General features: G+C 38.9%; 21 protein-coding genes. 8 read left to right on the top strand and 13 right to left on the bottom strand.

The window, feature by feature from the left end; genetic code table 11:
- Window positions 1-74 precede the first annotated feature (74 nt).
- On the bottom strand, window positions 75-578 hold the full coding sequence (locus BTO22_RS20180) for a transposase domain-containing protein (RefSeq protein WP_258132526.1): 504 nt from the start codon (window positions 576-578) through the stop codon (window positions 75-77).
- 125 nt (window positions 579-703) lie between these two features.
- Window positions 704-3151: an acyl-CoA dehydrogenase FadE gene (fadE, locus tag BTO22_RS09625; RefSeq protein WP_105055285.1), complete on the bottom strand. Its 2448-nt coding sequence runs from the start codon at window positions 3149-3151 to the stop codon at window positions 704-706.
- A 354-nt stretch (window positions 3152-3505) separates the two neighbouring features.
- Between fadE and lpcA the strand changes: the two genes are divergently transcribed.
- Entirely contained in the window at window positions 3506-4087 is a 582-nt protein-coding gene (gene lpcA / locus BTO22_RS09620) for a D-sedoheptulose 7-phosphate isomerase (RefSeq protein ID WP_045102705.1), read from the top strand.
- Window positions 4088-4162: 75 nt separating this feature from the next.
- Complete coding sequence (locus BTO22_RS09615) at window positions 4163-4990, top strand: class II glutamine amidotransferase (RefSeq protein WP_105055284.1); 828 nt, start codon at window positions 4163-4165, stop codon at window positions 4988-4990.
- Between the two features lie 54 nt (window positions 4991-5044).
- On the opposite strand, the gene purN is transcribed toward BTO22_RS09615, so the two are convergent.
- Together purN and purM are read right to left on the bottom strand one after the other, a co-directional pair.
- Window positions 5045-5683 (bottom strand): phosphoribosylglycinamide formyltransferase, encoded by a 639-nt coding sequence (gene purN / locus BTO22_RS09610; RefSeq protein ID WP_181044625.1) that lies wholly within the window; start codon window positions 5681-5683, stop codon window positions 5045-5047.
- A gap of 129 nt (window positions 5684-5812) precedes the next feature.
- Window positions 5813-6853, bottom strand: coding sequence for a phosphoribosylformylglycinamidine cyclo-ligase (gene purM / locus BTO22_RS09605; RefSeq protein WP_105055282.1), 1041 nt, complete (start codon window positions 6851-6853; stop codon window positions 5813-5815).
- 225 nt (window positions 6854-7078) lie between these two features.
- On the opposite strand from purM, the gene upp reads away from it, so the two are divergent.
- A complete protein-coding gene (gene upp / locus BTO22_RS09600; RefSeq protein WP_060991633.1) occupies window positions 7079-7705 on the top strand; it encodes a uracil phosphoribosyltransferase in 627 nt (208 codons plus the stop codon).
- Window positions 7706-7775: 70 nt separating this feature from the next.
- Here upp and BTO22_RS09595 read toward each other — a convergent pair whose 3' ends face one another.
- The gene (locus BTO22_RS09595) at window positions 7776-9026 is read right to left on the bottom strand and encodes a uracil-xanthine permease family protein (protein WP_105055281.1); all 1251 of its coding nucleotides are present in this window, start codon (window positions 9024-9026) and stop codon (window positions 7776-7778) included.
- Window positions 9027-9232: 206 nt separating this feature from the next.
- On the opposite strand from BTO22_RS09595, the gene BTO22_RS09590 reads away from it, so the two are divergent.
- Complete coding sequence (locus BTO22_RS09590; protein ID WP_105055280.1) at window positions 9233-10393, top strand: DUF2066 domain-containing protein; 1161 nt, start codon at window positions 9233-9235, stop codon at window positions 10391-10393.
- A gap of 54 nt (window positions 10394-10447) precedes the next feature.
- Here BTO22_RS09590 and BTO22_RS09585 read toward each other — a convergent pair whose 3' ends face one another.
- Genes BTO22_RS09585 through BTO22_RS09575 form a run of 3 tightly spaced genes read right to left on the bottom strand, consistent with a single transcriptional unit; the run spans window position 10448 to window position 12723 of the window.
- Window positions 10448-10882 (bottom strand): DUF2069 domain-containing protein, encoded by a 435-nt coding sequence (locus tag BTO22_RS09585; RefSeq protein WP_105055279.1) that lies wholly within the window; start codon window positions 10880-10882, stop codon window positions 10448-10450.
- A 20-nt stretch (window positions 10883-10902) separates the two neighbouring features.
- On the bottom strand, window positions 10903-11253 hold the full coding sequence (gene arsC, locus BTO22_RS09580; RefSeq protein ID WP_105055278.1) for an arsenate reductase (glutaredoxin): 351 nt from the start codon (window positions 11251-11253) through the stop codon (window positions 10903-10905).
- Window positions 11254-11268: 15 nt separating this feature from the next.
- Window positions 11269-12723 carry a beta-barrel assembly-enhancing protease gene (locus tag BTO22_RS09575; protein WP_105055277.1) on the bottom strand — a complete coding sequence of 485 codons (1455 nt, stop codon included), beginning with the start codon at window positions 12721-12723 and terminating at the stop codon, window positions 11269-11271.
- Window positions 12724-12884: 161 nt separating this feature from the next.
- On the opposite strand from BTO22_RS09575, the gene BTO22_RS09570 reads away from it, so the two are divergent.
- Together BTO22_RS09570 and BTO22_RS09565 are read left to right on the top strand one after the other, a co-directional pair.
- Entirely contained in the window at window positions 12885-13106 is a 222-nt protein-coding gene (locus BTO22_RS09570; RefSeq protein ID WP_105055276.1) for a sulfurtransferase TusA family protein, read from the top strand.
- 8 nt (window positions 13107-13114) lie between these two features.
- Entirely contained in the window at window positions 13115-14182 is a 1068-nt protein-coding gene (locus BTO22_RS09565; RefSeq protein ID WP_105055275.1) for an AI-2E family transporter, read from the top strand.
- 70 nt (window positions 14183-14252) lie between these two features.
- Here BTO22_RS09565 and bcp read toward each other — a convergent pair whose 3' ends face one another.
- Together bcp and BTO22_RS09555 are read right to left on the bottom strand one after the other, a co-directional pair.
- Window positions 14253-14720 carry a thioredoxin-dependent thiol peroxidase gene (gene bcp, locus BTO22_RS09560; protein WP_181044624.1) on the bottom strand — a complete coding sequence of 156 codons (468 nt, stop codon included), beginning with the start codon at window positions 14718-14720 and terminating at the stop codon, window positions 14253-14255.
- A 32-nt stretch (window positions 14721-14752) separates the two neighbouring features.
- Window positions 14753-15286 carry a glycine cleavage system protein R gene (locus BTO22_RS09555; protein ID WP_105055273.1) on the bottom strand — a complete coding sequence of 178 codons (534 nt, stop codon included), beginning with the start codon at window positions 15284-15286 and terminating at the stop codon, window positions 14753-14755.
- Between the two features lie 274 nt (window positions 15287-15560).
- On the opposite strand from BTO22_RS09555, the gene dapA reads away from it, so the two are divergent.
- Together dapA and bamC are read left to right on the top strand one after the other, a co-directional pair.
- Complete coding sequence (gene dapA / locus BTO22_RS09550) at window positions 15561-16442, top strand: 4-hydroxy-tetrahydrodipicolinate synthase (RefSeq protein ID WP_105055272.1); 882 nt, start codon at window positions 15561-15563, stop codon at window positions 16440-16442.
- A gap of 11 nt (window positions 16443-16453) precedes the next feature.
- Window positions 16454-17506 (top strand): outer membrane protein assembly factor BamC, encoded by a 1053-nt coding sequence (gene bamC / locus BTO22_RS09545; protein ID WP_105055271.1) that lies wholly within the window; start codon window positions 16454-16456, stop codon window positions 17504-17506.
- 51 nt (window positions 17507-17557) lie between these two features.
- Here bamC and BTO22_RS09540 read toward each other — a convergent pair whose 3' ends face one another.
- From BTO22_RS09540 to dapE, 3 genes are read right to left on the bottom strand one after another with little or no spacing between them, the layout of a single operon-like run.
- Complete coding sequence (locus tag BTO22_RS09540) at window positions 17558-17785, bottom strand: DUF2897 family protein (protein ID WP_105055270.1); 228 nt, start codon at window positions 17783-17785, stop codon at window positions 17558-17560.
- Window positions 17786-17787: 2 nt separating this feature from the next.
- A complete protein-coding gene (locus BTO22_RS09535; protein WP_105055269.1) occupies window positions 17788-18456 on the bottom strand; it encodes a M15 family metallopeptidase in 669 nt (222 codons plus the stop codon).
- 58 nt (window positions 18457-18514) lie between these two features.
- On the bottom strand, window positions 18515-19648 hold the full coding sequence (dapE, locus tag BTO22_RS09530) for a succinyl-diaminopimelate desuccinylase (protein ID WP_105055268.1): 1134 nt from the start codon (window positions 19646-19648) through the stop codon (window positions 18515-18517).
- Window positions 19649-19676: the final 28 nt, after the last annotated feature.

Genomic DNA, 19676 nt, shown 5'->3' with positions numbered 1-19676 from the left:
CTAGCTGGTAAATAGCTCTGCAGAAATGAACCCTCTATCAAAGAGTGTTAATGAATCATCAGGTGTTGAGCCCACTAGTTGTTGAGCATAGGATATTTCACTGATGCCCCTTTTTGAGCAAAGCCGAAATGTTGATTTTCCTCTGTATTATGAGTTTTGAAATGTGTGCCATCGACACTAAGAAGCTTCAAACCGCAAACTTCATCAAAGTCTGACTGTTGCTCCCACTGTTGCGCTGTAGTTTTAAATAAGTAGCGCATAGGTTTATCACCGAGACGTTCTTTTCCCTTGATAATACTGCTTGTTGCCATAGGCGTGAATTTGCCATCCACATCAGGGAATGCCAACTCCAACTTATCACAGACATCTTGAATGGAGCGATTACGCTGGAGCCCAATCCCTAGAACTAGCCAAACAGCTTGCTCTGCGGGTAGTCGGCGTTTTCGGAGCGATGTTCGTCCCGTTTGTTGAGTCGCTTCTTCAACCCACTCCAAAGGAATATGTTTACTGAACACATCGATTGGACGTTCGTGGCAAAACTCTGCGGTAATTTGTAACTCTTTTGAAAATTCAGACATAAAAAATCGGCCGTAACTTACGTTACGACCGATTATGAGGCCTCTGGAGGATCGTTCAAGTAGCTAAACAATCGGCATTAAGAGCATATACTCTGGCCTTTTTATTTGTCTTTTTTATCTTTAAATTAAGCTATTTTACTGTGCTCAAAATTATTAGTTTGAGGCTTTACTATCAGTTCGCTTGGGTCAAAGTCTTCTACACTAATGGTCGCTAAGCGACTTTTTTCAGCTTTACGAAGTAATAAGGCTTCTTTGTCTGAAATGATGTTTAGATCTAAACCTACTTTGGCTACACGATCTAATTGCATGAATGGTAAACGTTGTTTTGACTCTTTGCATACGCGGTCATAAATTGGCTCTGCAGTTAAGATATCAATCAATGCTTCTTCCATTTTTCCTACTGGGTTAAATCGACTGGCTTCCAAGAATAAGCCACGACCAATTCGACTACGAGCGCCTGATGGCTCTTGAAGGATGCGAGCTAATTTATGATCAAGTTCATCACTTGGACGTCGGCGGCGGAGCCCTGTTGGTAATAGGATAAAGCGCATTGCACCTGCAACAAATCGATTCGGGAAGTTTGCTAGTAGTCCATCAATCGCTTGTTCTGCTTGATGTAGTGAATCTTGAATACTCCAATGTACCAAGGCTAAATCTTCTTTTTGACGACCTTCATCATCAAAACGCTTTAGTACTGATGTAGTTAAATAAAGTTGACTTAAAATATCACCGAGACGTGCAGACATTCGTTCACGACGTTTTAAAGTACCACCAAGAACCACCATTGAGATATCTGATAGTAGTGCAAGGTTCGTACTGTAGCGATTTACTTGTTGATAATAACGCTTTGTTTCATCGTTAAATGGCGTTTTAGAACCTCTGCCATCAGTTAAACTAAACCATAATGAGCGAACAAAGTTACTGATACCAAAACCAATATGACCAAAGACAGCTGCGTCGAACTTTTCAAGAGATGCTTGTTTATCTTCTAGGTAAGCGGCTTCCATTTCTTCAAGGACATAAGGGTGACAACGAATAGCCCCTTGACCATAAATTATCATTGAGCGAGTTAATATATTTGCTCCTTCAACAGTTACACCTATAGGGGCTCCTTGATAGCTTCGCGCAATGAAGTTTGAGCTACCTAAACAGATCCCTTTACCACCAGCGATATCCATTCCATCAATAGCAATGCGTTGTGCTCGGTGAGTACAGTGGTATTTTACAATCGCAGAGATAACCGATGGTTTTTCACCTTGAACTATACCTGCAACAGTCAATGCACTTGCTGCATCCATCATATAAGCATTTCCTGCCATACGTGCTAGCGGCTCTTCGATCCCTTCCATTTTACCAATTGGCATTTTGAATTGACGACGAATACGAGCATAAGCCCCAGTCGCAAGTGCAGCAGTTTTTGCGCCGCCAGTGGCATTTGATGGCAGGGTTATACCACGACCAACAGATAAACATTCGACCAGCATACGCCAACCGTGACCTGCCATTTTTTCACCACCGATGATGTAATCAAGTGGAACAAATAAATCTTCACCTTGTGTTGGACCATTTTGGAATGGAATATTCATAGGGAAATGACGACGGCCAATTTTAACGCCTTCTAAGTTAGTTGGAATAAGTGCACAAGTAATGCCTAAGTTTTTCTTATTACCAATTAATCCATCTGGGTCTTGTAGTTTGAATGCTAAACCAAGAACAGTAGCAACAGGAGCGAGAGTGATATAACGTTTATTCCAAGTGATACGCATACCTATCACTTCTTCGCCTTCCCACATGCCTTTGGTTACGATACCAAAATCAGGAATTGAGCCGGCATCTGAGCCTGCTTCTGGGCTTGTTAAGGCAAAGCATGGAATTTCTTTACCTTCAGCAAGGCGAGGTAAATAATGATTTTTTTGGTCTTCAGTACCGTAATGCTGTAAAAGTTCACCAGGACCTAATGAGTTAGGAACTCCAACGGTAATAGAAAGCACGCCTGAAACACTCGTTAATTTTTGTAGTACACATGATTGGGCATAGGCAGAGAACTCTAAACCACCGTATTTTTTCTTAATGATCATAGCGAAGAACTTATGATCTTTTAGGTATTGCCATACTTCAGGTGGTAAATCGGCAAGCTCATGAGTGACTTCGTAATCATTAACCATACGGCAGACTTCGGTCACTGGACCATCCATGAACGCTTGCTCTTCATCTGATAGTGTATTTTTAGGAATATTATGAAGAAATTTCCAATCTGGATTGCCTTTAAATAGTTCAGCTTCCCACCAGACGGTTCCTGCTTCAATTGCATCTTTCTCTGTTTGTGACATTTCAGGCATGACGCTCTTGAACATAGCCAATGCCTTATTACTGAAAATAGATTGACGAATTGAAGGGGTGTTTAATGGCACTGCAATCACTAAGAAGACTGCCCATGTAATAGGACCTGCATAGCCTAATCCTGAACTTACAGCTAAAATAGCCGCTGTGACAAGGGTGGCAGTGCGTAGAGATTGTCGATGATAACTTAATGCAGCAAGTGCAATTAATGTTGTTAAAAGTGTCAGGGCCATGTGATTCTCCTTTTTCGGCGCTGCTCTGTTTGTAGAAACAGAGGGTATTACGATACTCGGTCGTAAAGTTATTGTGTGACGCTATTCTGATAAGAGGTCTAACCAGTTAATGTAAGTGTAGTTCTAATGTTAACAAAAAGTAAATAACGTTAGTGGTCAAAAAGTGATCCAGCTTGGGTAATTAATAAACAATTTTTATTTTTAAGTGAGTAACTTCTAATTTTGTTGGCTATCAATAGAGATATTTATGGCGTGTATAGAAGAAATATAGAGCGGATCTCTTTTAAAGGTTTGTCGGTATAGGTACACTGAGATTAGCCCCTAATAGGGAAAATAATAAATAGAGAGAATCCTATGTCTTATCAAGATCTGATCCGTTCTGAATTAACAGAAGCCGCTCAAGTACTGAATGACTTTTTAGCTGATGATAAAAACCTTGCTCAAATTGAATTAGCGGCAAAAACCATTGCAGACTCTTTTAAACAAGGCGGTAAAGTATTGTCTTGTGGTAATGGCGGTTCACACTGTGATGCCATGCACTTTGCTGAAGAATTAACGGGCCGTTATCGTGAAAACCGTCCAGGTTACCCTGGTATTGCTATTTCTGATCCTAGCCATTTATCGTGTGTAAGTAATGATTTTGGTTATGATCATGTTTTTTCTCGTTACACTCAAGCCGTTGGCTCAAAAGGCGATGTATTATTTGGTTTATCGACATCAGGTAATTCAGGAAATATTTTAAAAGCGATTGAAGCAGCAAAAGAAAAAGGGATGAAAACTATCGCTCTAACAGGTAAAGATGGTGGAAAAATGGCTGGCCTTGCTGATGTAGAGATCCGAGTCCCTCATTTTGGTTATGCTGATCGTATTCAAGAAATCCACATTAAAATCATCCATATTGTTATTCAATTAATTGAAAAAGAAATGGAAAAATAATTCATTATACTGATCAATCTTGATAACTCTGTGAATTAAGGTTGGTCAGGTTGCGAATAAAGGAGTAGCGCAAGAATGTGTGAATTACTCGGAATGAGTGCCAATGTACCAACCGATATTTGCTTTAGTTTTAAAGGGTTAGTTCAGCGTGGTGGTAATACTGGCCCGCATCGTGATGGCTGGGGGATTACTTTTTATGAAGGGAAAGGATTTCGCACATTTAAAGACCCTAAGCCAAGTTGTCATTCAAAAATAGCTGAGTTAGTGCAAGATTATCCAATAAAAAGTAAAGCAGTAATAAGTCATATTCGCCAAGCAAATCGTGGGGGTGTTAATCTCGAGAATACACACCCATTTACGCGAGAGTTGTGGGGGAGGTATTGGACATTTGCTCATAATGGTCAATTAACGGGATTTAATGAGTTATCAACAGGACGCTTTAGACCTGTTGGGGAAACTGACAGTGAACGTGCTTTTTGTTGGTTATTGAATCAATTAGAAGATAAATATCCTGAGCCACCTCAAGATATGATGCTGATGTTTGAGTTTGTGTCTGAGTGTTGTGATCATCTTCGAAGCTTAGGTGTGTTCAATATGCTCTTGAGTGATAGTGAGTACATTATGACTTACTGTTCGAACAATTTACATTGGATCACTCGACGTGCGCCATTTGGTCAAGCTTCATTAATTGATGAGGATGTGACTATTGATTTCCACAAAGAAACAACACTTGATGATGTGGTTTCAGTGATTGTTACACGACCATTAACGGACAATGAAGAGTGGCATAAAATGAAAGTCGGTGAGTATGGCTTGTTTCATTTTGGAGAGTTAATTGCGGGTAATCATGAAACCGTTCCAGACATGGCACCGCCGCTATCTGAATGCCCAATTAACGCATAAACGAACTTTACGAAATAAAATGCCCATTGAGAGATAAATCAATGGGCATTTTTATTATTCAGTTTCTAATCCTGACTGACTTAATACATGGCCATCTAGTAAGGCTTTACCATTTTTCATTATCAATCTTTCTTCAATTAACCAATTAGCTACCATTGGGTAGATTACATGCTCTTGCGCCTGTACGCGTGATGCCACATCTTTAGCATTATCATCTGCAAAAATAGGCACTTTAGCTTGAAGTATGACTGGACCACCATCAAGCTCTGGTGTGACAAAATGAACGCTCGTCCCATGTTCTTTATCGCCGGCATCAATAGCTCGTTGATGAGTATGTAATCCAGTGTATTTTGGTAGAAGAGAAGGGTGGATATTCAGCATTTTACCTTGATAGCGAAGAACAAAGTCTTCACTTAATATACGCATAAAGCCAGCAAGAATGATGACATCTGGTTTATGAAGATCGATCAGTGTTGCTAAAGCTTCATCATACTGTTCACGATTAGCATAATCAGCTGTACTTAAACAATGAGCGTTAATCCCTGAATTTAGTGCTCGCTGTAATCCATAAGCATCACTTTTATTTGAAATGACGGCAGCTATACGTGCGTTAGGGATTTTGTTACCACAAGCATCAATAAAAGCTTGTAGGTTACTGCCACTGCCTGAAACTAATACAACAATCTTCTTCATCATAATCGTCTTATTCTTTAAGTAATGAGAACTATTCGAACATAAATAATAGATATAAAAAAGGTGATCGAATAAGTGATCACCTTTCTATTTATGCTTTATGAGCTAGCTCAAAGTTTATATACCCGATTAACGGATCTCTACTTGTTCTTCGCCTTGCTCTGCAGCCGCTACTTCACCAATTACCCAAGCGTTTTCGCCTTCAGCATTCAGTAGAGAAACAGCTTGTTCTGCTTGATTTTTTGGAAGCGTAATAACAAGGCCTACACCACAGTTAAAGGTACGGTACATTTCATATGTATCAACGTTGCCTTTTTCTTGTAACCAGTTAAAGATAGCAGGCCATTCCCAACTCTTACCATTAACAACCGCTTTTGTACCTTCAGGAAGCACGCGTGGGATATTTTCCCAGAAACCGCCACCAGTAATATGAGAGATTGCATGAATATCATGCTCAGCAATCATTTTAAGTGCTGATTTAATGTAGATTTTTGTTGGTTCGATAAGATGGTCTGCAACCGTTTTACCGTTTAATTCTTCAGTAAGATCTGCGTTTGATACTTCAAGAATTTTACGGATTAATGAGTAACCATTAGAGTGTGGACCACTTGAACCTACTGCGATTAATGCATCACCTGCCGCTACTTTTGTGCCATCGATGATGTCTTCTTTTTCGACAACCCCAACACAGAAACCAGCAACATCGTAATCTTCACCTTCATACATACCAGGCATTTCAGCAGTTTCGCCACCGATTAGTGCACAACCAGCTTGAATACAGCCTTCACCGATACCTGTAACTACTTCAGCAGCAACATCAATATCAAGTTTGCCAGTTGCATAATAATCAAGGAAGAACAGAGGTTCTCCACCTTGAACAATAAGGTCATTTACGCACATAGCAACCAAGTCGATACCAATCGTATCGTGCTTATTTAGATCGAGTGCTAAACGTAACTTAGTACCAACACCGTCAGTACCTGAAACTAAAACAGGTTGTTTGTATTTAGTAGGAAGTTCACATAACGCACCAAAACCACCAATGCCACCCATTACTTCTGGGCGACGAGTACGTTTTACTACGCCTTTAATTCGATCAACAAGTGCATTACCAGCATCAATGTCTACACCAGCATCTTTGTAGCTAAGAGAAGTTTTGTTGTCGCTCACGGAGGTGTCCTCGCCATAGGTTGGATTTCAAAAATCCGCGCCATTCTAACAGCACAATGTAAAAAGGGAAACGTTTGCGTAAGGAAAGTTGCATAAATTTTGTAATAAAAAATAATAAGTTCGGTAAATGCTTTTACGAGGTATAAAATATTTTCTTATAACGTCATTTTTCAATTCAAAATTATGTATAATTAGAAGGTTTGATTAATGTATCTGGAGTCAGAAATGAAAGTTGTTGAAGTAAAACATCCGCTAATAAAACATAAAATTGGTTTAATGCGTGAAGGCGATATCAGTACTAAACGTTTTCGTGAATTAGCAACAGAAGTAGGTAGCCTACTTACTTATGAAGCAACATCAGATTTTGAAACAGAAAAAGTAACTATCAACGGCTGGAATGGCCCAGTTGAAGTTGACCAAATTAAAGGTAAAAAAGTAACAGTAGTGCCAATCCTACGTGCAGGTCTTGGTATGATGGATGGTGTTCTTGAGCATATTCCAAGTGCACGTATCAGTGTTGTTGGTGTTTATCGTGATGAAGAAACATTAGAGCCAGTACCATACTTTAATAAGTTAGCGTCTAACATTGATGAGCGTATTGCCCTTGTTGTTGATCCAATGCTTGCTACTGGTGGTTCAATGATCGCTACTCTAGACCTTCTAAAAGAAAATGGTTGTAAGCATTTTAAAGTACTTGTACTTGTTGCTGCTCCTGAAGGTATTGAAGCACTAGAAAAAGCACACCCAGACGTAGAGCTTTATACTGCAGCTATTGATGAGAAGCTAAATGATAAGGGTTACATCGTACCTGGTCTTGGCGATGCTGGTGATAAGATCTTTGGTACTAAATAATTTTAGTTACTTAAGTTAAGAATTAAAAAAGGCTTGATGTATTAATCATCAAGCCTTTTCTTACCTAGAACTATTTGTCTTCTTCCATTTGAGCATTATCAACAACATGGCTTTCGCCTAAGTTATTAGGAAGAATTAAATTAAGTGCAATAGCGACAATCCCACAAAGACTTACGCCTTGTAAGTTAAAGTCACCAATACCTACAGCCATACCGCCAATACCAAAGACTAAAGTTACGCCAACGATTGTTAGATTACGTGCTTTATGTAAATCAACTTGGTTTTTAATCAGTGTATTTAGACCTACCGTAGCGATAGAACCAAAGAGTAAGATCATGATGCCACCCATAACCGGAACAGGGATGGTTTGTAGCATAGCGCCTAATTTTCCAACTAGAGCAAGAACAATGGCGCATACAGCAGCCCATGTCATGATCACTGGGTTAAATGCTTTTGTTAGCATTACTGCGCCCGTTACTTCACTGTAAGTTGTGTTCGGTGGCGCGCCGATAAGAGAGGCTGCCATTGTTGCAATACCGTCACCTGTAATCGTGCGATGTAGGCCAGGCTTTTTCAGATAATCTTTACCGGTAACGTTTGAAATCGCTAACATGTCACCGACATGTTCAACTGCTGGGGCGATAGCTACTGGGATCATAAATAATATCGCATTGATATTAAATTCAGGATAAGTGAAATTAGGTAGGGCAAACCAAGCGGCTTGGTGTACAGGCGTAAAATCGACGATACCAAACATTAAACTTAATGAATAACCAACAATGATGCCTGAAAGGATCGGTAATAATTTAAAGAAACCTTTAGAGAAAACACTAACGCCAATAGTTGTAAATAATGAAGCTGCAGCTATCCAAAAGGCGAGTTGTCCATCAACTAATTGATAAGCCCCATCACCAGTCTTTCCTAACGCCATATTCACAGCTGTAGGAGCTAAGCCTAAACCAATTACCATAATTACTGGGCCAACAACCACAGGAGGTAATAATTTATGAATAAACGCGACACCTCTAACTTTAATTACCGCGCCTAATGCAACATACACTAACCCTGCGACCATTAGTCCGCCCATGGTAGCTGGAATACCCCATGTTTGAGTTCCGTAGATAATTGGAGCGATAAAAGCGAAAGAAGAAGCGAGGAAGATAGGAACAGAGCGACGAGTAACTAATTGAAAGAGAAGAGTACCAATACCAGCACCAAAAAGAGCCACGTTAGGGTCTAAGCCAGTAAGAAGAGGAACTAGGACAAGGGCACCAAATGCAACAAACAGCATTTGAAAACCTTGGAATAAATTGTATAGCATTTCCATTTCCAGTAATGAATTTGAGGGATTCTATCATTATTTGAGCAATAAATATCTTGATTTCACTCGTGAAAAAATAAAACTTTTCCAGAAAGTATTACTCTAATAGCTTGAAAGTTAGATCTGAGTCAATTCGAATCCTTGCTGAATAATAGGATAGCCCTTATTATCGGCGGTAAATTATAAAAGTAATTATAGGTTGTTTGATGTTACGTATCTTGTGTTTATTAATGTGTATGATTGCTAGCCCTGTTTTTGCGCAGCAGCAAACGGATCTTTATCATACCGAAGTGCAATTAACTGATGCAGAGAAAGCAGAAAGTTTAGCTAAAGAAGAAGGCTTGGTGAATGTATTGATCAAAGTTTCTGGTCAACAGGAAATTGCTGAAAACGAAGTGATAAAAAAGGCGTTAACACGAAGTGATCGTTACGTAACTCAAATGAGCTTTGTTGAACATGATGACGCCCCTCGTGGTATGAAACTAGGTTACAACTCAAGTATGGTTCTAAACTTGTTAATGCAAGCAGAACAGAGTATTTGGGAGACTCCGCGTAAACCCGTATTAGTTTGGGTCGTCAATGAATATAATTATCAGAGAAGCGTCATTTGGGAACAATCAAACAATTCATTAATCACTCGTATTAAGAATGCTGCAAATGAACGTGGTTTACCGGTTATGTTTCCTGTAGGAGATTTTGATGATGTAACATCTATCGAAATTCCAGATTTGTGGGGTAACTTTAAAAAGCCAATTGCAGATGCGAGTGAGCGTTATAATCCTCAAGCTATCTTAGTGGTTAAAGTTCGTGGTAATAGCTCAAGTTGGACGTTGTTTGATACGACTCCTCAATACCTTACGACGACATCGAAAAAACCAATTGAAGGCAAATCATCAGGTGCTGTTCAATTAGCAGATATGGTTAACGAGGTTAGTGATTATTTTGCTCAAACTTATACGAAAAATTTAGGTGCTGTTGCTAGTGATTCTGAAGTTGTATCGATTAAAGGGATTCATACAACAAGAGCTTTCTTCATTTTAGAGAAGTTATTAAAGCAGATGAACTCAGTTGCTAGTGTTCAAGTTGATACAATTCAAGGTGATAAAGTTACCTATACATTAAGCCTATTAGGTGACTATCAACAATTTAATGATGAATTATTAAGTAAAAATACTCGTATATCATTGGTGCCTGAAGAACCTATCGTTAATAAGGACATCAGTTCTGAATTAACCACTGAAGTAACGAAAGATACAGCTGAACCTGAACTTAAAGAAGAGGCGCCTATCGTAGAAGAGAGTGCTTTGGTCGATGAATTAGAAGTGAAAAAACTAGTGATTCATCAGTATCAATTAAGCGCAAATTAATCGATTTTAGTTAAATAAAAAGGTGACTCTAGAGTAACCTTTTTTTATGTTTAATTATTCACCTTCAGTGAATTTTGCTTTTTCTATTTTTTCAACTTCAGATAAACGTTTCAGTTTTAATCCGAGCTCTTTACCTCGAAGGCGAGCGTAATAAATATTACCTACAAACGCACCTGTAGTAAGAATTACCTCAATCAGTGCAAAGTATCGTTCGCCTTCATCAAGCCAAAGAATGGTTAAACCATGTAAAAAATAAAACATTAAAATAAAGTTAGCCCAAGCATGAGTGTAAGGCTTACCTTGAATTATGCCCTTTAACGGAAACAGCATAGGAATTATCCATGCCACAGTCACGCCATAAGGGTTAATTAATGGGTGGGGGGAGAATGTACTATGCCAAAGTGTAATAAAAATGAGTAGTGCTAAATTACAAAACAAAGCAAGTAAACGGTAGCGCTTCGTCTCTGCGCTCATTGCAACTGAATCCATGTCTTTTCCTTGGTGTTGTTTTATAAAATTTCTAATACTTTCTCGGGTGGACGTCCCATTCTTGCTTGGTTATTGTTAACTACTATTGGACGCTCCATTAGCTTTGGTGTTCGTGCCATTGCTTCAAATAACTGTTCGTCAGTCACAGAGCTATCACCTAGATTTTGTTCTTTATATTCAGTTTCTTTTGTTCTCATCATGTCACGAACAGAAGTAAAACCTAATTGAGAAAATAGTGCTTTTAATGCATCAGTACTCGGTGCTTCTTCTAAATATTTAACCACATTTGGAGTAATTCCTCTTTCTTCAAGTAACGCTAAGGTTTCACGACTTTTTGAACAACGAGGGTTGTGAAAAATAACAACAGACATATTTTTTCCTTTTGATTATAAGGTGCTAAAACGTTCTCGTGATAGACGGAGCTGATCAATTCTTGCGTCGTATCTAGCTTGGTCTAAACTTCCAAACTCAACCAATTGACTTGCTTGAGTATAATTGCTGAGGGCTTTATTCCACATACCCTTTAAGGCATATACTTCTGCCCTTGCGGCTAATTCACCATTAGTACTGCCATTGTCATGGTAGGCCTTAGAAAGTAACTGCCATCCTGTAGGGTCATCTGGATAATCATGAGTATAACGCTGTAAAACACGTATGGCTTCTGACAGTTTATTGGATTCCGCAAGAGCGTGAGCATAGTTAATCGTTAATACTGGGTTATTTGGTAATTGCACTAAGCTGTCTTTTAAGCGTTTAACTGCTTGCTGATTTTTTTTTGTATAGAGATCTAAATCGGTAGCCGCATCAATATAAAATGTATTAAGAGGATCTTTTCTTAATAGATCATTCATGATTGGTTGTGCTTTGTCATATTGTTTTGAATCAATATACACTAGCGCTCTGCCGTAATTTAGCGCTTGTTTAATATCGTTATTGTGAGTTTTTGATTTACGAGAAAACCAGTCTAGAGCTGCGCCACTGTCAATACCAGCAAAGCGTGCAACAATGCGAGACCGCGCAAGATGATAGCGTAATGAGGTATTTACTCGGCGCATAGGGTACTGTTGTGCTCTTTCTCTACTGTCGGTAATACGAGACGTTGGCAGCGGGTGGGTTAGTAGCATGGGTGGTGGTGTGCTTGCATAGCGGTATTGATCAGCTAGGCGAGAGAAAAATCGAGGCATCGCTGAGACATCAAAACCTGATTTAGCTAAAGTATCAATACCAAACCTATCTGCCTCTTTCTCATTACTACGAGTGTAGTTAATTGAACTTTGCATCGCCCCGGCAGTGGTTGCATGAATTGCTGCTATTCCTGCTTCTGGAGCTGCTATTGCTAATAGTAAAGATCCAATAAGTGCAGCTACAGTAGCTGGTGAGCGCCTTGCTTGATCTTCCATACTACGAGCTAAGTGGCGTTGAGTTATATGTGCAATTTCGTGAGCGACAACAGAGGCTAATTCACTTTCTGATTGGGCGTATAAAAATAACCCAGAATGAAGTGCTACGTAACCGCCAAAAAAGGCAAAGGCATTAATTTCTCTATTATTAATTAAGAAAAAATGAAAAGGGGTTTTTACATCGCTCGCATTTGCGACTAATCGATGCCCTAGGACTTGAACATATTCAGCTAAAACAGGATCGTTAATAACAGGCTGGCTTGCTCGAAGCATACGCATATATGCATCACCATAGATTAACTCTTGGTCAATCGTTAAGGTTGATGCTGCTGTGGTCCCTATATCCGGTAAATTTAAATCGTTCTTTGCATAAACGGGAAGAGTACTTGTCAATAATGAGGTGATCAGTAAACAACTGGCCAGCTTTTTTAATTTGAACATGTCGTTTTTACAAATCCTTTTCAATAACATTCTCTTATAGAGAGATAATAACGTAATCTTGATGAATAAGAGCGCCAAATTTAGAATTGGTTTCTTTTTTGTCGTAATTATGTGATTTATACTCTTTCAATTGAAATCTATCATATCTATAGAGTCGCTGAATGGAAACCAGAAGGTTAGATTTATCACAACATCGTTGCCCAATGTCGCTGTTATTAGCAAAACGGGCCAGTAAATCATTAATTAAAAATGAAATGTTACAAATCAAAGTCGTCGACAAAGCGTCTTTAAGCGATATGATGTCATACTTCGAACAGCATCTATTTGATATTCAATTAGAGCATGCTGACACCTACTCACTTTTAACCATCATAAAAAAGTAGAACTTAATATGTTAGATATGGTTACACAGTGGTATAAACGCCGCTTTTCTGATCCTCATGCCGTTAGCCTTGTTGCGATTCTTATCGTTGGGTTTATCACGATCTACTTTTTTGGTCATTTAATTGCTCCCTTGTTGGTGGCTATTGTTCTTGCATATTTACTTGAATGGCCAGTGGTAAAACTGAGTAAATTAGGTATACCAAGAACACTGTCAGTCATGCTCGTTATTATTTTATTTATTAGCGTTATGTTAATGGCTGTTTTTGGGTTAGTTCCTACAATTTGGAATCAAGTCGGTAACTTAATTAATGATGTGCCATCGATGTTTAATGGATTGCACAATTTGCTATCTAGCCTTCCGGGACGTTACCCTGAACTGATTCAACCTCAATCGATTGATACTTTACTAGAAACCATTCGTGGCAAAGTTCTTGGCATGGGCGAAACCATGGTTAAAGGCTCATTGGCATCATTAGTCAGTATTGCTGCGTTAGGGGTGTATTTGATCCTTGTTCCGTTGCTTGTTTTCTTTTTATTAAAAGATAAAGAAGAGATGGTAAGAACAATGAGTAATATTCTGCCAAAGAATCGTCGTTTAGCGACAAAAGTATGGGTTGAGATGAATGAACAGATCAGTAATTACATTAGAGGAAAGGTAGTTGAAATTCTGATTGTCGGTGGCGTGAGCTACATTACTTTCTTTATTATGGATTTACGTTATGCCTTATTGCTCGCTGTAATGGTTGGGTTTTCTGTATTGATTCCTTATATAGGAGCCGCTGCAGTTACCGTTCCTATTGCTATTGTTGCTCTATTTCAGTGGGGATTAACGCCTGACTTTTATTGGTTGATAGTCGCTTATGGCATTATTCAAGCACTCGATGGTAATGTTTTAGTGCCTGTACTTTTTTCTGAAGCCGTTAACCTTCATCCGGTCGCTATTATTGTATCGGTACTGGTGTTTGGTGGATTATGGGGCTTTTGGGGGGTTTTCTTTGCCATTCCGTTAGCAACATTAGTGAAGGCGGTATGGAAAGCGCTTCCTGCAACAGATGAAGTGTTTAATAAAGCATAAGGCAGCTTAACAAATAAAAAGGCGGTGCTTTTAATAAGCATCGCCTTTTTATTTTGAGTTTTTAAAACGATTATTTCTCGTTTAAATAGTCCAATACCACTTCGTGGTGAGTTTTTGTCTTGAACTTATTGAAGACGTGTTCAATAACACCTTCTTCATTGATCAAAAAGCTAATGCGGTGTAATCCATCATAAGTTTTCCCCATGAATTTTTTCTGACCCCAGACACCAAAAGCATCAGCAGCGGCATGATCTTCATCTGATAATAATGTGAAGTTTAACTCGTCACGTTCGATGAATTTACCTAAACGTTTTACAGGATCAATACTAACACCAAGAGTGACGACATTATGGGCATCTAATTCGGCTTTAATATCACGAAGACCTTGAGCTTGAACTGTGCACCCTGGAGTCATTGCTTTTGGGTAGAAATAAAATAAAACCTTTTTACCTTTTAAATCAGAAAGAGAAATAGACTCTCCATGTTGATCAAGAAGTGAAACGTTTGGTGCAGGAGCCCCTGCTTCTAGTGGTGTGATCATGATATTTCCTTTTGAATTACTTTTTATTATTAGAGGGAATTTTTATAAAAATTAATTTTACCGCTGACACTTAATAAATCACATAGAGATTCAAACTCTTCTTGGATCTCCATAATATGACATTCTTGAAAGATCTCTGCGGTGATTTGAATTTGAAAAGTATTTTGGTGCTCTCCCTTTTTAAGGGTTTGCGCACTTAGCGTTTTTAAATCGATGTCTCGATTTGCTAGGAAGTCAGTAAATTTCTCAGTTAAGCCCGGACGATCTTCTGATTCAACGAACGCATCAATCGTATAGAAAATATCTTTCTCTTGATGGGGAGAGGTTCGTTTCATCATGGTCGTTAAATCATGCTGTTGTCCAAGTAAAGGTAGGGTATTTTCAATACGAGAAATCGCGTTCGCTGTGCCAGACAACAACATGATTAATGTAAACTCATTACCAAATGAGGCGATACGGCTATCTACGATATTGCAGCTTGACTCAGTGACAAGGCGAGTCACCTTATTAGAGATACCAGGTCTGTCTGTACCGACCGCGGTAATTACAAGGTATTGAGGCATAAAAAGCTCGTTGTTGAAAAAGATAACCCAATACTAACACGCAAGTGATTGTGTGATAAGCAAGCAATAGTGAACAATCGTCAAAAAAAAGACTCTACAACATAGGCTCTTATGTAATATCCTTGAGGTATATTGAGTGAATGATTTTGCTCATTGCATAAGAAGATGAAAACCAGATAAAACATCATGGTCAAGGACGATGACTCTTTGCAATGATATTAATGAATAACAAAATTAGTTTACACGTTCAAGCTAAGATAAAAGGGAGAAGGATATGTTCTCAGGTAGCATTGTCGCATTAGTAACACCATTAGATACTGATGGTGAAGTAGATTACACCAGCTTAAAAAATCTTGTTGATTATCATATTGATGCCGGTACAAATGGCATCGTTGCTGTGGGTACAACGGGAGAGTCAGCGACATTAAGTGTAGAAGAGCATGTCAAACTAGTAATGAAAACACTAGAGTTTGCAGATGGACGTATTCCTGTTATTGCAGGTACTGGTGCTAATGCCACTCATGAGGCGGTAACATTTAGTAAGCTTTTCCATGACTCAGGTGTTGCTGGCTGTTTAAGTGTGACGCCTTACTATAACAAACCAACACAAGAAGGTTTGTTCCAGCATTATAAAGCGATTTCTGAAGCAACAGACATTCCTCAGATCCTTTATAATGTACCCGGACGTACTGCGGTTGATTTGTTACCAGAAACGGTTGCTCGTCTGTCAGAGTTTGACAACATTGTTGCACTAAAAGATGCAACGGCTGATCTAGATAGAGTTGCACTTACTCGTGAACTTTGTGGCGAAAAATTTATCCAACTTAGTGGTGATGATGCAACGGCGCTTGATTTTGTTAAGTTAGGCGGTCACGGTGTTATTTCGGTAACCTCAAATATTGCAGCAAAAGAGATGGCAACGATGTTCGCACTAGCGGCTCAAGGTAAGTTTGAAGAAGCGGAAGTGATTAACCAACGCTTAATGCCACTACATAAAGATTTATTCGTTGAAGCAAACCCAATTCCTGTGAAATGGGCAGCACATCGTTTAGGTATGATTACTCATTCAGATATTCGTTTACCATTGACGGAGCTAAGCTCATCATTACAGCCTGTGGTTGAACAAGCCTTAATTAGTGCTGGTGTGTTGAAATAATAGGATTGAAAATGAAAGTGAACACTCGCTTTGTTGTTGGATCATTAATGATTGCTGTTTTATCAGCATGTTCAAGCAGTCCAACAGAGCGTCGCCAAGCTAAGCAAGACTTTAAGTATTTGGATACGCCGCCGCTCGTTGAGTGGAAGCAACCTGCTGATGCTAAACCTGAGTTTTATCCTCAATATGATATCCCTCAAGGAGAATTTATTGGTGGTATTGGTAAAAATGTCGATATTCGTCCACCTCAGCAGGTTCTTGAGCTTATTCCTGGTGCTCGAGTTGAAGAGTTAAATGGAGAAGTGACTGTTTGGCTGATTAAAGAAGAAGAGGTCGATAAACTTTGGCAGACCGTGTTAACTTTAATTAAAAAACGCGATATCGGTTTAAAAGTGCAAACTGATTCTGAATTAGAAACGGATTGGATAAAGTGGAACTCAGAAGATGAAGACCATGAGTTTGGTGCTCGCTATAAGATCAATAAACTAAGTCAAAATAGACGTTCTGGTTTCCAAATATCACTGATTGATTGGCAAGTAGATGGTAAGAAAACAGACGTTACTTTGGCTAATAAAGCGCGTTACAACATCTTGATGACAAATTTAGTAACGTCAGCTTACGATGCTCAATTGCGTGAAGAAGCGCGTATTCGTGCTGAGGAATTAGTGAAGCGTATTCCTATTTCTATGGGACAAGATAGAAGTGGTCTTCCAATTATTATTGCTCGTGCGCCTTATAATATTTTCTGGGAACGTCTTGGTGAATTACTACCAATGATGGGGTTAGAAATTGAAGATAGAAACCGTTCTCAAGGTACCATTAAGGTAAAATATAGAGAGCCTGATGATGAATATTGGAAAGAAATAGGAACGAAGCCATTGGCTTTTGAAGGCCGCACTTATAATCTATTATTAGGTGATTTAGGTAACCGAACATCGATTAATGTTACAGATGCTGCTGGTAAGCCTGTAGATGAAGCAACGTTGGATTCTGTTGTTCCAGTTTTAGCTGCGATGATTGAAAAATCAAATAATGCACCTAAAGTGAAAACGGAAGAAGAGTAGAATTTAGTATTAAATTAACAGCGTTTATTTAAATAGTTAAAGACGTTCACATTAGTGAACGTCTTTTTTTTCATTGTTTTGTTCTGTAGTGATGCTTTCTTCATTTGAGGATGTTATTGAATTATCGTCTTCTGATGATTCATGCTCATTTTTTTGTGAGTAAAGCTTTTCCTTTGATTTAAATTTCATATTTGCTGTTGCTTTTAGGGCAGCAAGGTTACCAATAACAACACTTAAAACGATGACAATAATAACCCAAGGATTCATTAACCATTCCATATTTATTCCTTATTAATATTAGTAATGTAGCGAACAAATAACGTATCAATGTGTTTAATAATAGTATCTTTTCCTGCTAATTCGACATTTTCCCATGCGTTTAAAAGTACTTCGGGAGTTAATTCGGTCATAAATAGTGAGCTTTGCTCTTTATGGCTCACATGCCAAGGTTCAATAGCGACGCCTTGTCTGTCTACTTTATAAGGAAAAAAGAAACCATGCTTATGTGCATTTTCTTGTAGCCATATACTAAACGAGGCTTGGTGCCCTGTATTATATTCCCAAGGTTCTAGCAGAAGCGCTGTGTTTTCAGGGAGAGTATTTGATGCATAAATATCAAGATCTGTACCCCAATGATGACGACTTCCACCAGGAAGGGCTGACCAACGCATAATTGCATGGATTTTATCTAGCTCACTCATATTGTCAGTATTCAGTGGCTGCCCATCTTCACCTAAAATAGGACGGATCCCATTGAACTTATTATTCCAAATCATTAATTGACGTTCAAAATCACGGAAACTGCTTGCAATGGTAAGTGTAAAACCTGCGTTGAGTGCGGCCTGTGTTAATGCGTAAAAAGAAGTAACGCAATGGCGATGAAGTTGACGATTAGCTGTTACAAAAGAGAGGTGTTGGGTTGAAAGACCTGTAAGTTGTGCTTTTTCCATAATTTACCACATTAAAGAAGAGAGGATCGAAACCCTCCCATCATATACTCAAAAATCATCAAGAAAATAGATTATTAAGCACTTGTTGATACATATCAGTTAGCTTTTCTAGATCATCGACTTTAACGCATTCGTTCACTTTGTGAATTGTCGCATTAACAGGACCAAGTTCGATGACTTGAGACCCCATTTGAGCAATAAAACGCCCATCAGAAGTACCACCAGTGGTCAATAGTTGAGGTTTTTGCTGGTTGACTGTATCTACTGCATCAACAACAGCTGTTAAAAGATCACCTGTATCGGTTAAGAATGGAAGGCCATTGATGATCCAATCTAAATCGTATTCTAAATCGTACTTATTTAAAGTATCAATGACATGCTGTTGTAGGTCTTCAACCGTAGATTCAGTACTAAAGCGAAAGTTGAACATGATTTCTACATCACCAGGTATTACATTAGAAGCGCCAGTACCTCCATTAATATTAGGAATTTGAAAACTTGTTGGTGGGAAGTAATTATTACCGGTGTCCCACTCTGTTGTTGCTAGTTCTGTTAATGCTGGCATCGCTTGATGAATAGGATTACGTGCAATATGTGGATAAGCAACGTGGCCTTGAATCCCTTTCACTGTTAAATTTCCAGTCAGAGAGCCACGACGACCATTCTTTACAACATCACCCACATACTCAGTACTAGATGGCTCACCGACAATACACATATCGATGATTTCATTTCGATCTTTTAGGGTATCAACGACGCGTGTTGTTCCATTAATAAATGGACCTTCTTCATCAGAGGTAATTAAGAAAGAAATAGAGCCTTTATGGTTAGGATGCTCTGTAACAAAGCGTTCAACGGCCACAACCATGCAAGCCAAAGAACCCTTCATATCAGCAGCACCACGAGCGTATAACATGCCATCAATGATTGTTGGTTCAAATGGGTTGGTATTCCAATGATCTAATGAGCCAGTTGGTACTACATCGGTATGACCAGCAAAGGTAAATAAAGGCGCTTCAGTACCACGGCGAGCCCAAAAATTAGTCGTATCTTCAAATACCATCACTTCTATTGTAAAACCAAGCGCTTCTAGCCGTTTTATCATAAGCTCTTGGCAACCGGCGTCCTCAGGGGTAACAGATTGGCGGCTTAATAAATCTTTTGCAAGAGCTAACGTTGGGGTGTCTGTCATGGTGTATTCCTTTACTTTATCTTTAATT

This window comes from Aliivibrio sifiae (assembly GCF_002954705.1).
GTDB classification, from domain to species: Bacteria; Pseudomonadota; Gammaproteobacteria; order Enterobacterales; family Vibrionaceae; genus Aliivibrio; species Aliivibrio sifiae_A.
This window is presented reverse-complemented; position numbering and strand designations above follow the sequence as displayed.

What these genes read in the sequence shown, in the direction of transcription:
- BTO22_RS20180 (WP_258132526.1), bottom strand. Translation starts at nt 578, where the DNA reads ATGTCTGAATTTTCAAAAGAGTTACAAATTACCGCAGAGTTTTGCCAC.
- fadE (WP_105055285.1), bottom strand. Translation starts at nt 3,151, where the DNA reads ATGGCCCTGACACTTTTAACAACATTAATTGCACTTGCTGCATTAAGT.
- lpcA (WP_045102705.1), top strand. Translation starts at nt 3,506, where the DNA reads ATGTCTTATCAAGATCTGATCCGTTCTGAATTAACAGAAGCCGCTCAA.
- BTO22_RS09615 (WP_105055284.1), top strand. Translation starts at nt 4,163, where the DNA reads ATGTGTGAATTACTCGGAATGAGTGCCAATGTACCAACCGATATTTGC.
- purN (WP_181044625.1), bottom strand. Translation starts at nt 5,683, where the DNA reads ATGAAGAAGATTGTTGTATTAGTTTCAGGCAGTGGCAGTAACCTACAA.
- upp (WP_060991633.1), top strand. Translation starts at nt 7,079, where the DNA reads ATGAAAGTTGTTGAAGTAAAACATCCGCTAATAAAACATAAAATTGGT.
- BTO22_RS09595 (WP_105055281.1), bottom strand. Translation starts at nt 9,026, where the DNA reads ATGCTATACAATTTATTCCAAGGTTTTCAAATGCTGTTTGTTGCATTT.
- BTO22_RS09590 (WP_105055280.1), top strand. Translation starts at nt 9,233, where the DNA reads ATGTTACGTATCTTGTGTTTATTAATGTGTATGATTGCTAGCCCTGTT.
- BTO22_RS09585 (WP_105055279.1), bottom strand. Translation starts at nt 10,882, where the DNA reads ATGGATTCAGTTGCAATGAGCGCAGAGACGAAGCGCTACCGTTTACTT.
- arsC (WP_105055278.1), bottom strand. Translation starts at nt 11,253, where the DNA reads ATGTCTGTTGTTATTTTTCACAACCCTCGTTGTTCAAAAAGTCGTGAA.
- BTO22_RS09575 (WP_105055277.1), bottom strand. Translation starts at nt 12,723, where the DNA reads ATGTTCAAATTAAAAAAGCTGGCCAGTTGTTTACTGATCACCTCATTA.
- BTO22_RS09570 (WP_105055276.1), top strand. Translation starts at nt 12,885, where the DNA reads ATGGAAACCAGAAGGTTAGATTTATCACAACATCGTTGCCCAATGTCG.
- BTO22_RS09565 (WP_105055275.1), top strand. Translation starts at nt 13,115, where the DNA reads ATGTTAGATATGGTTACACAGTGGTATAAACGCCGCTTTTCTGATCCT.
- BTO22_RS09555 (WP_105055273.1), bottom strand. Translation starts at nt 15,286, where the DNA reads ATGCCTCAATACCTTGTAATTACCGCGGTCGGTACAGACAGACCTGGT.
- dapA (WP_105055272.1), top strand. Translation starts at nt 15,561, where the DNA reads ATGTTCTCAGGTAGCATTGTCGCATTAGTAACACCATTAGATACTGAT.
- bamC (WP_105055271.1), top strand. Translation starts at nt 16,454, where the DNA reads ATGAAAGTGAACACTCGCTTTGTTGTTGGATCATTAATGATTGCTGTT.
- BTO22_RS09540 (WP_105055270.1), bottom strand. Translation starts at nt 17,785, where the DNA reads ATGGAATGGTTAATGAATCCTTGGGTTATTATTGTCATCGTTTTAAGT.
- BTO22_RS09535 (WP_105055269.1), bottom strand. Translation starts at nt 18,456, where the DNA reads ATGGAAAAAGCACAACTTACAGGTCTTTCAACCCAACACCTCTCTTTT.
- dapE (WP_105055268.1), bottom strand. Translation starts at nt 19,648, where the DNA reads ATGACAGACACCCCAACGTTAGCTCTTGCAAAAGATTTATTAAGCCGC.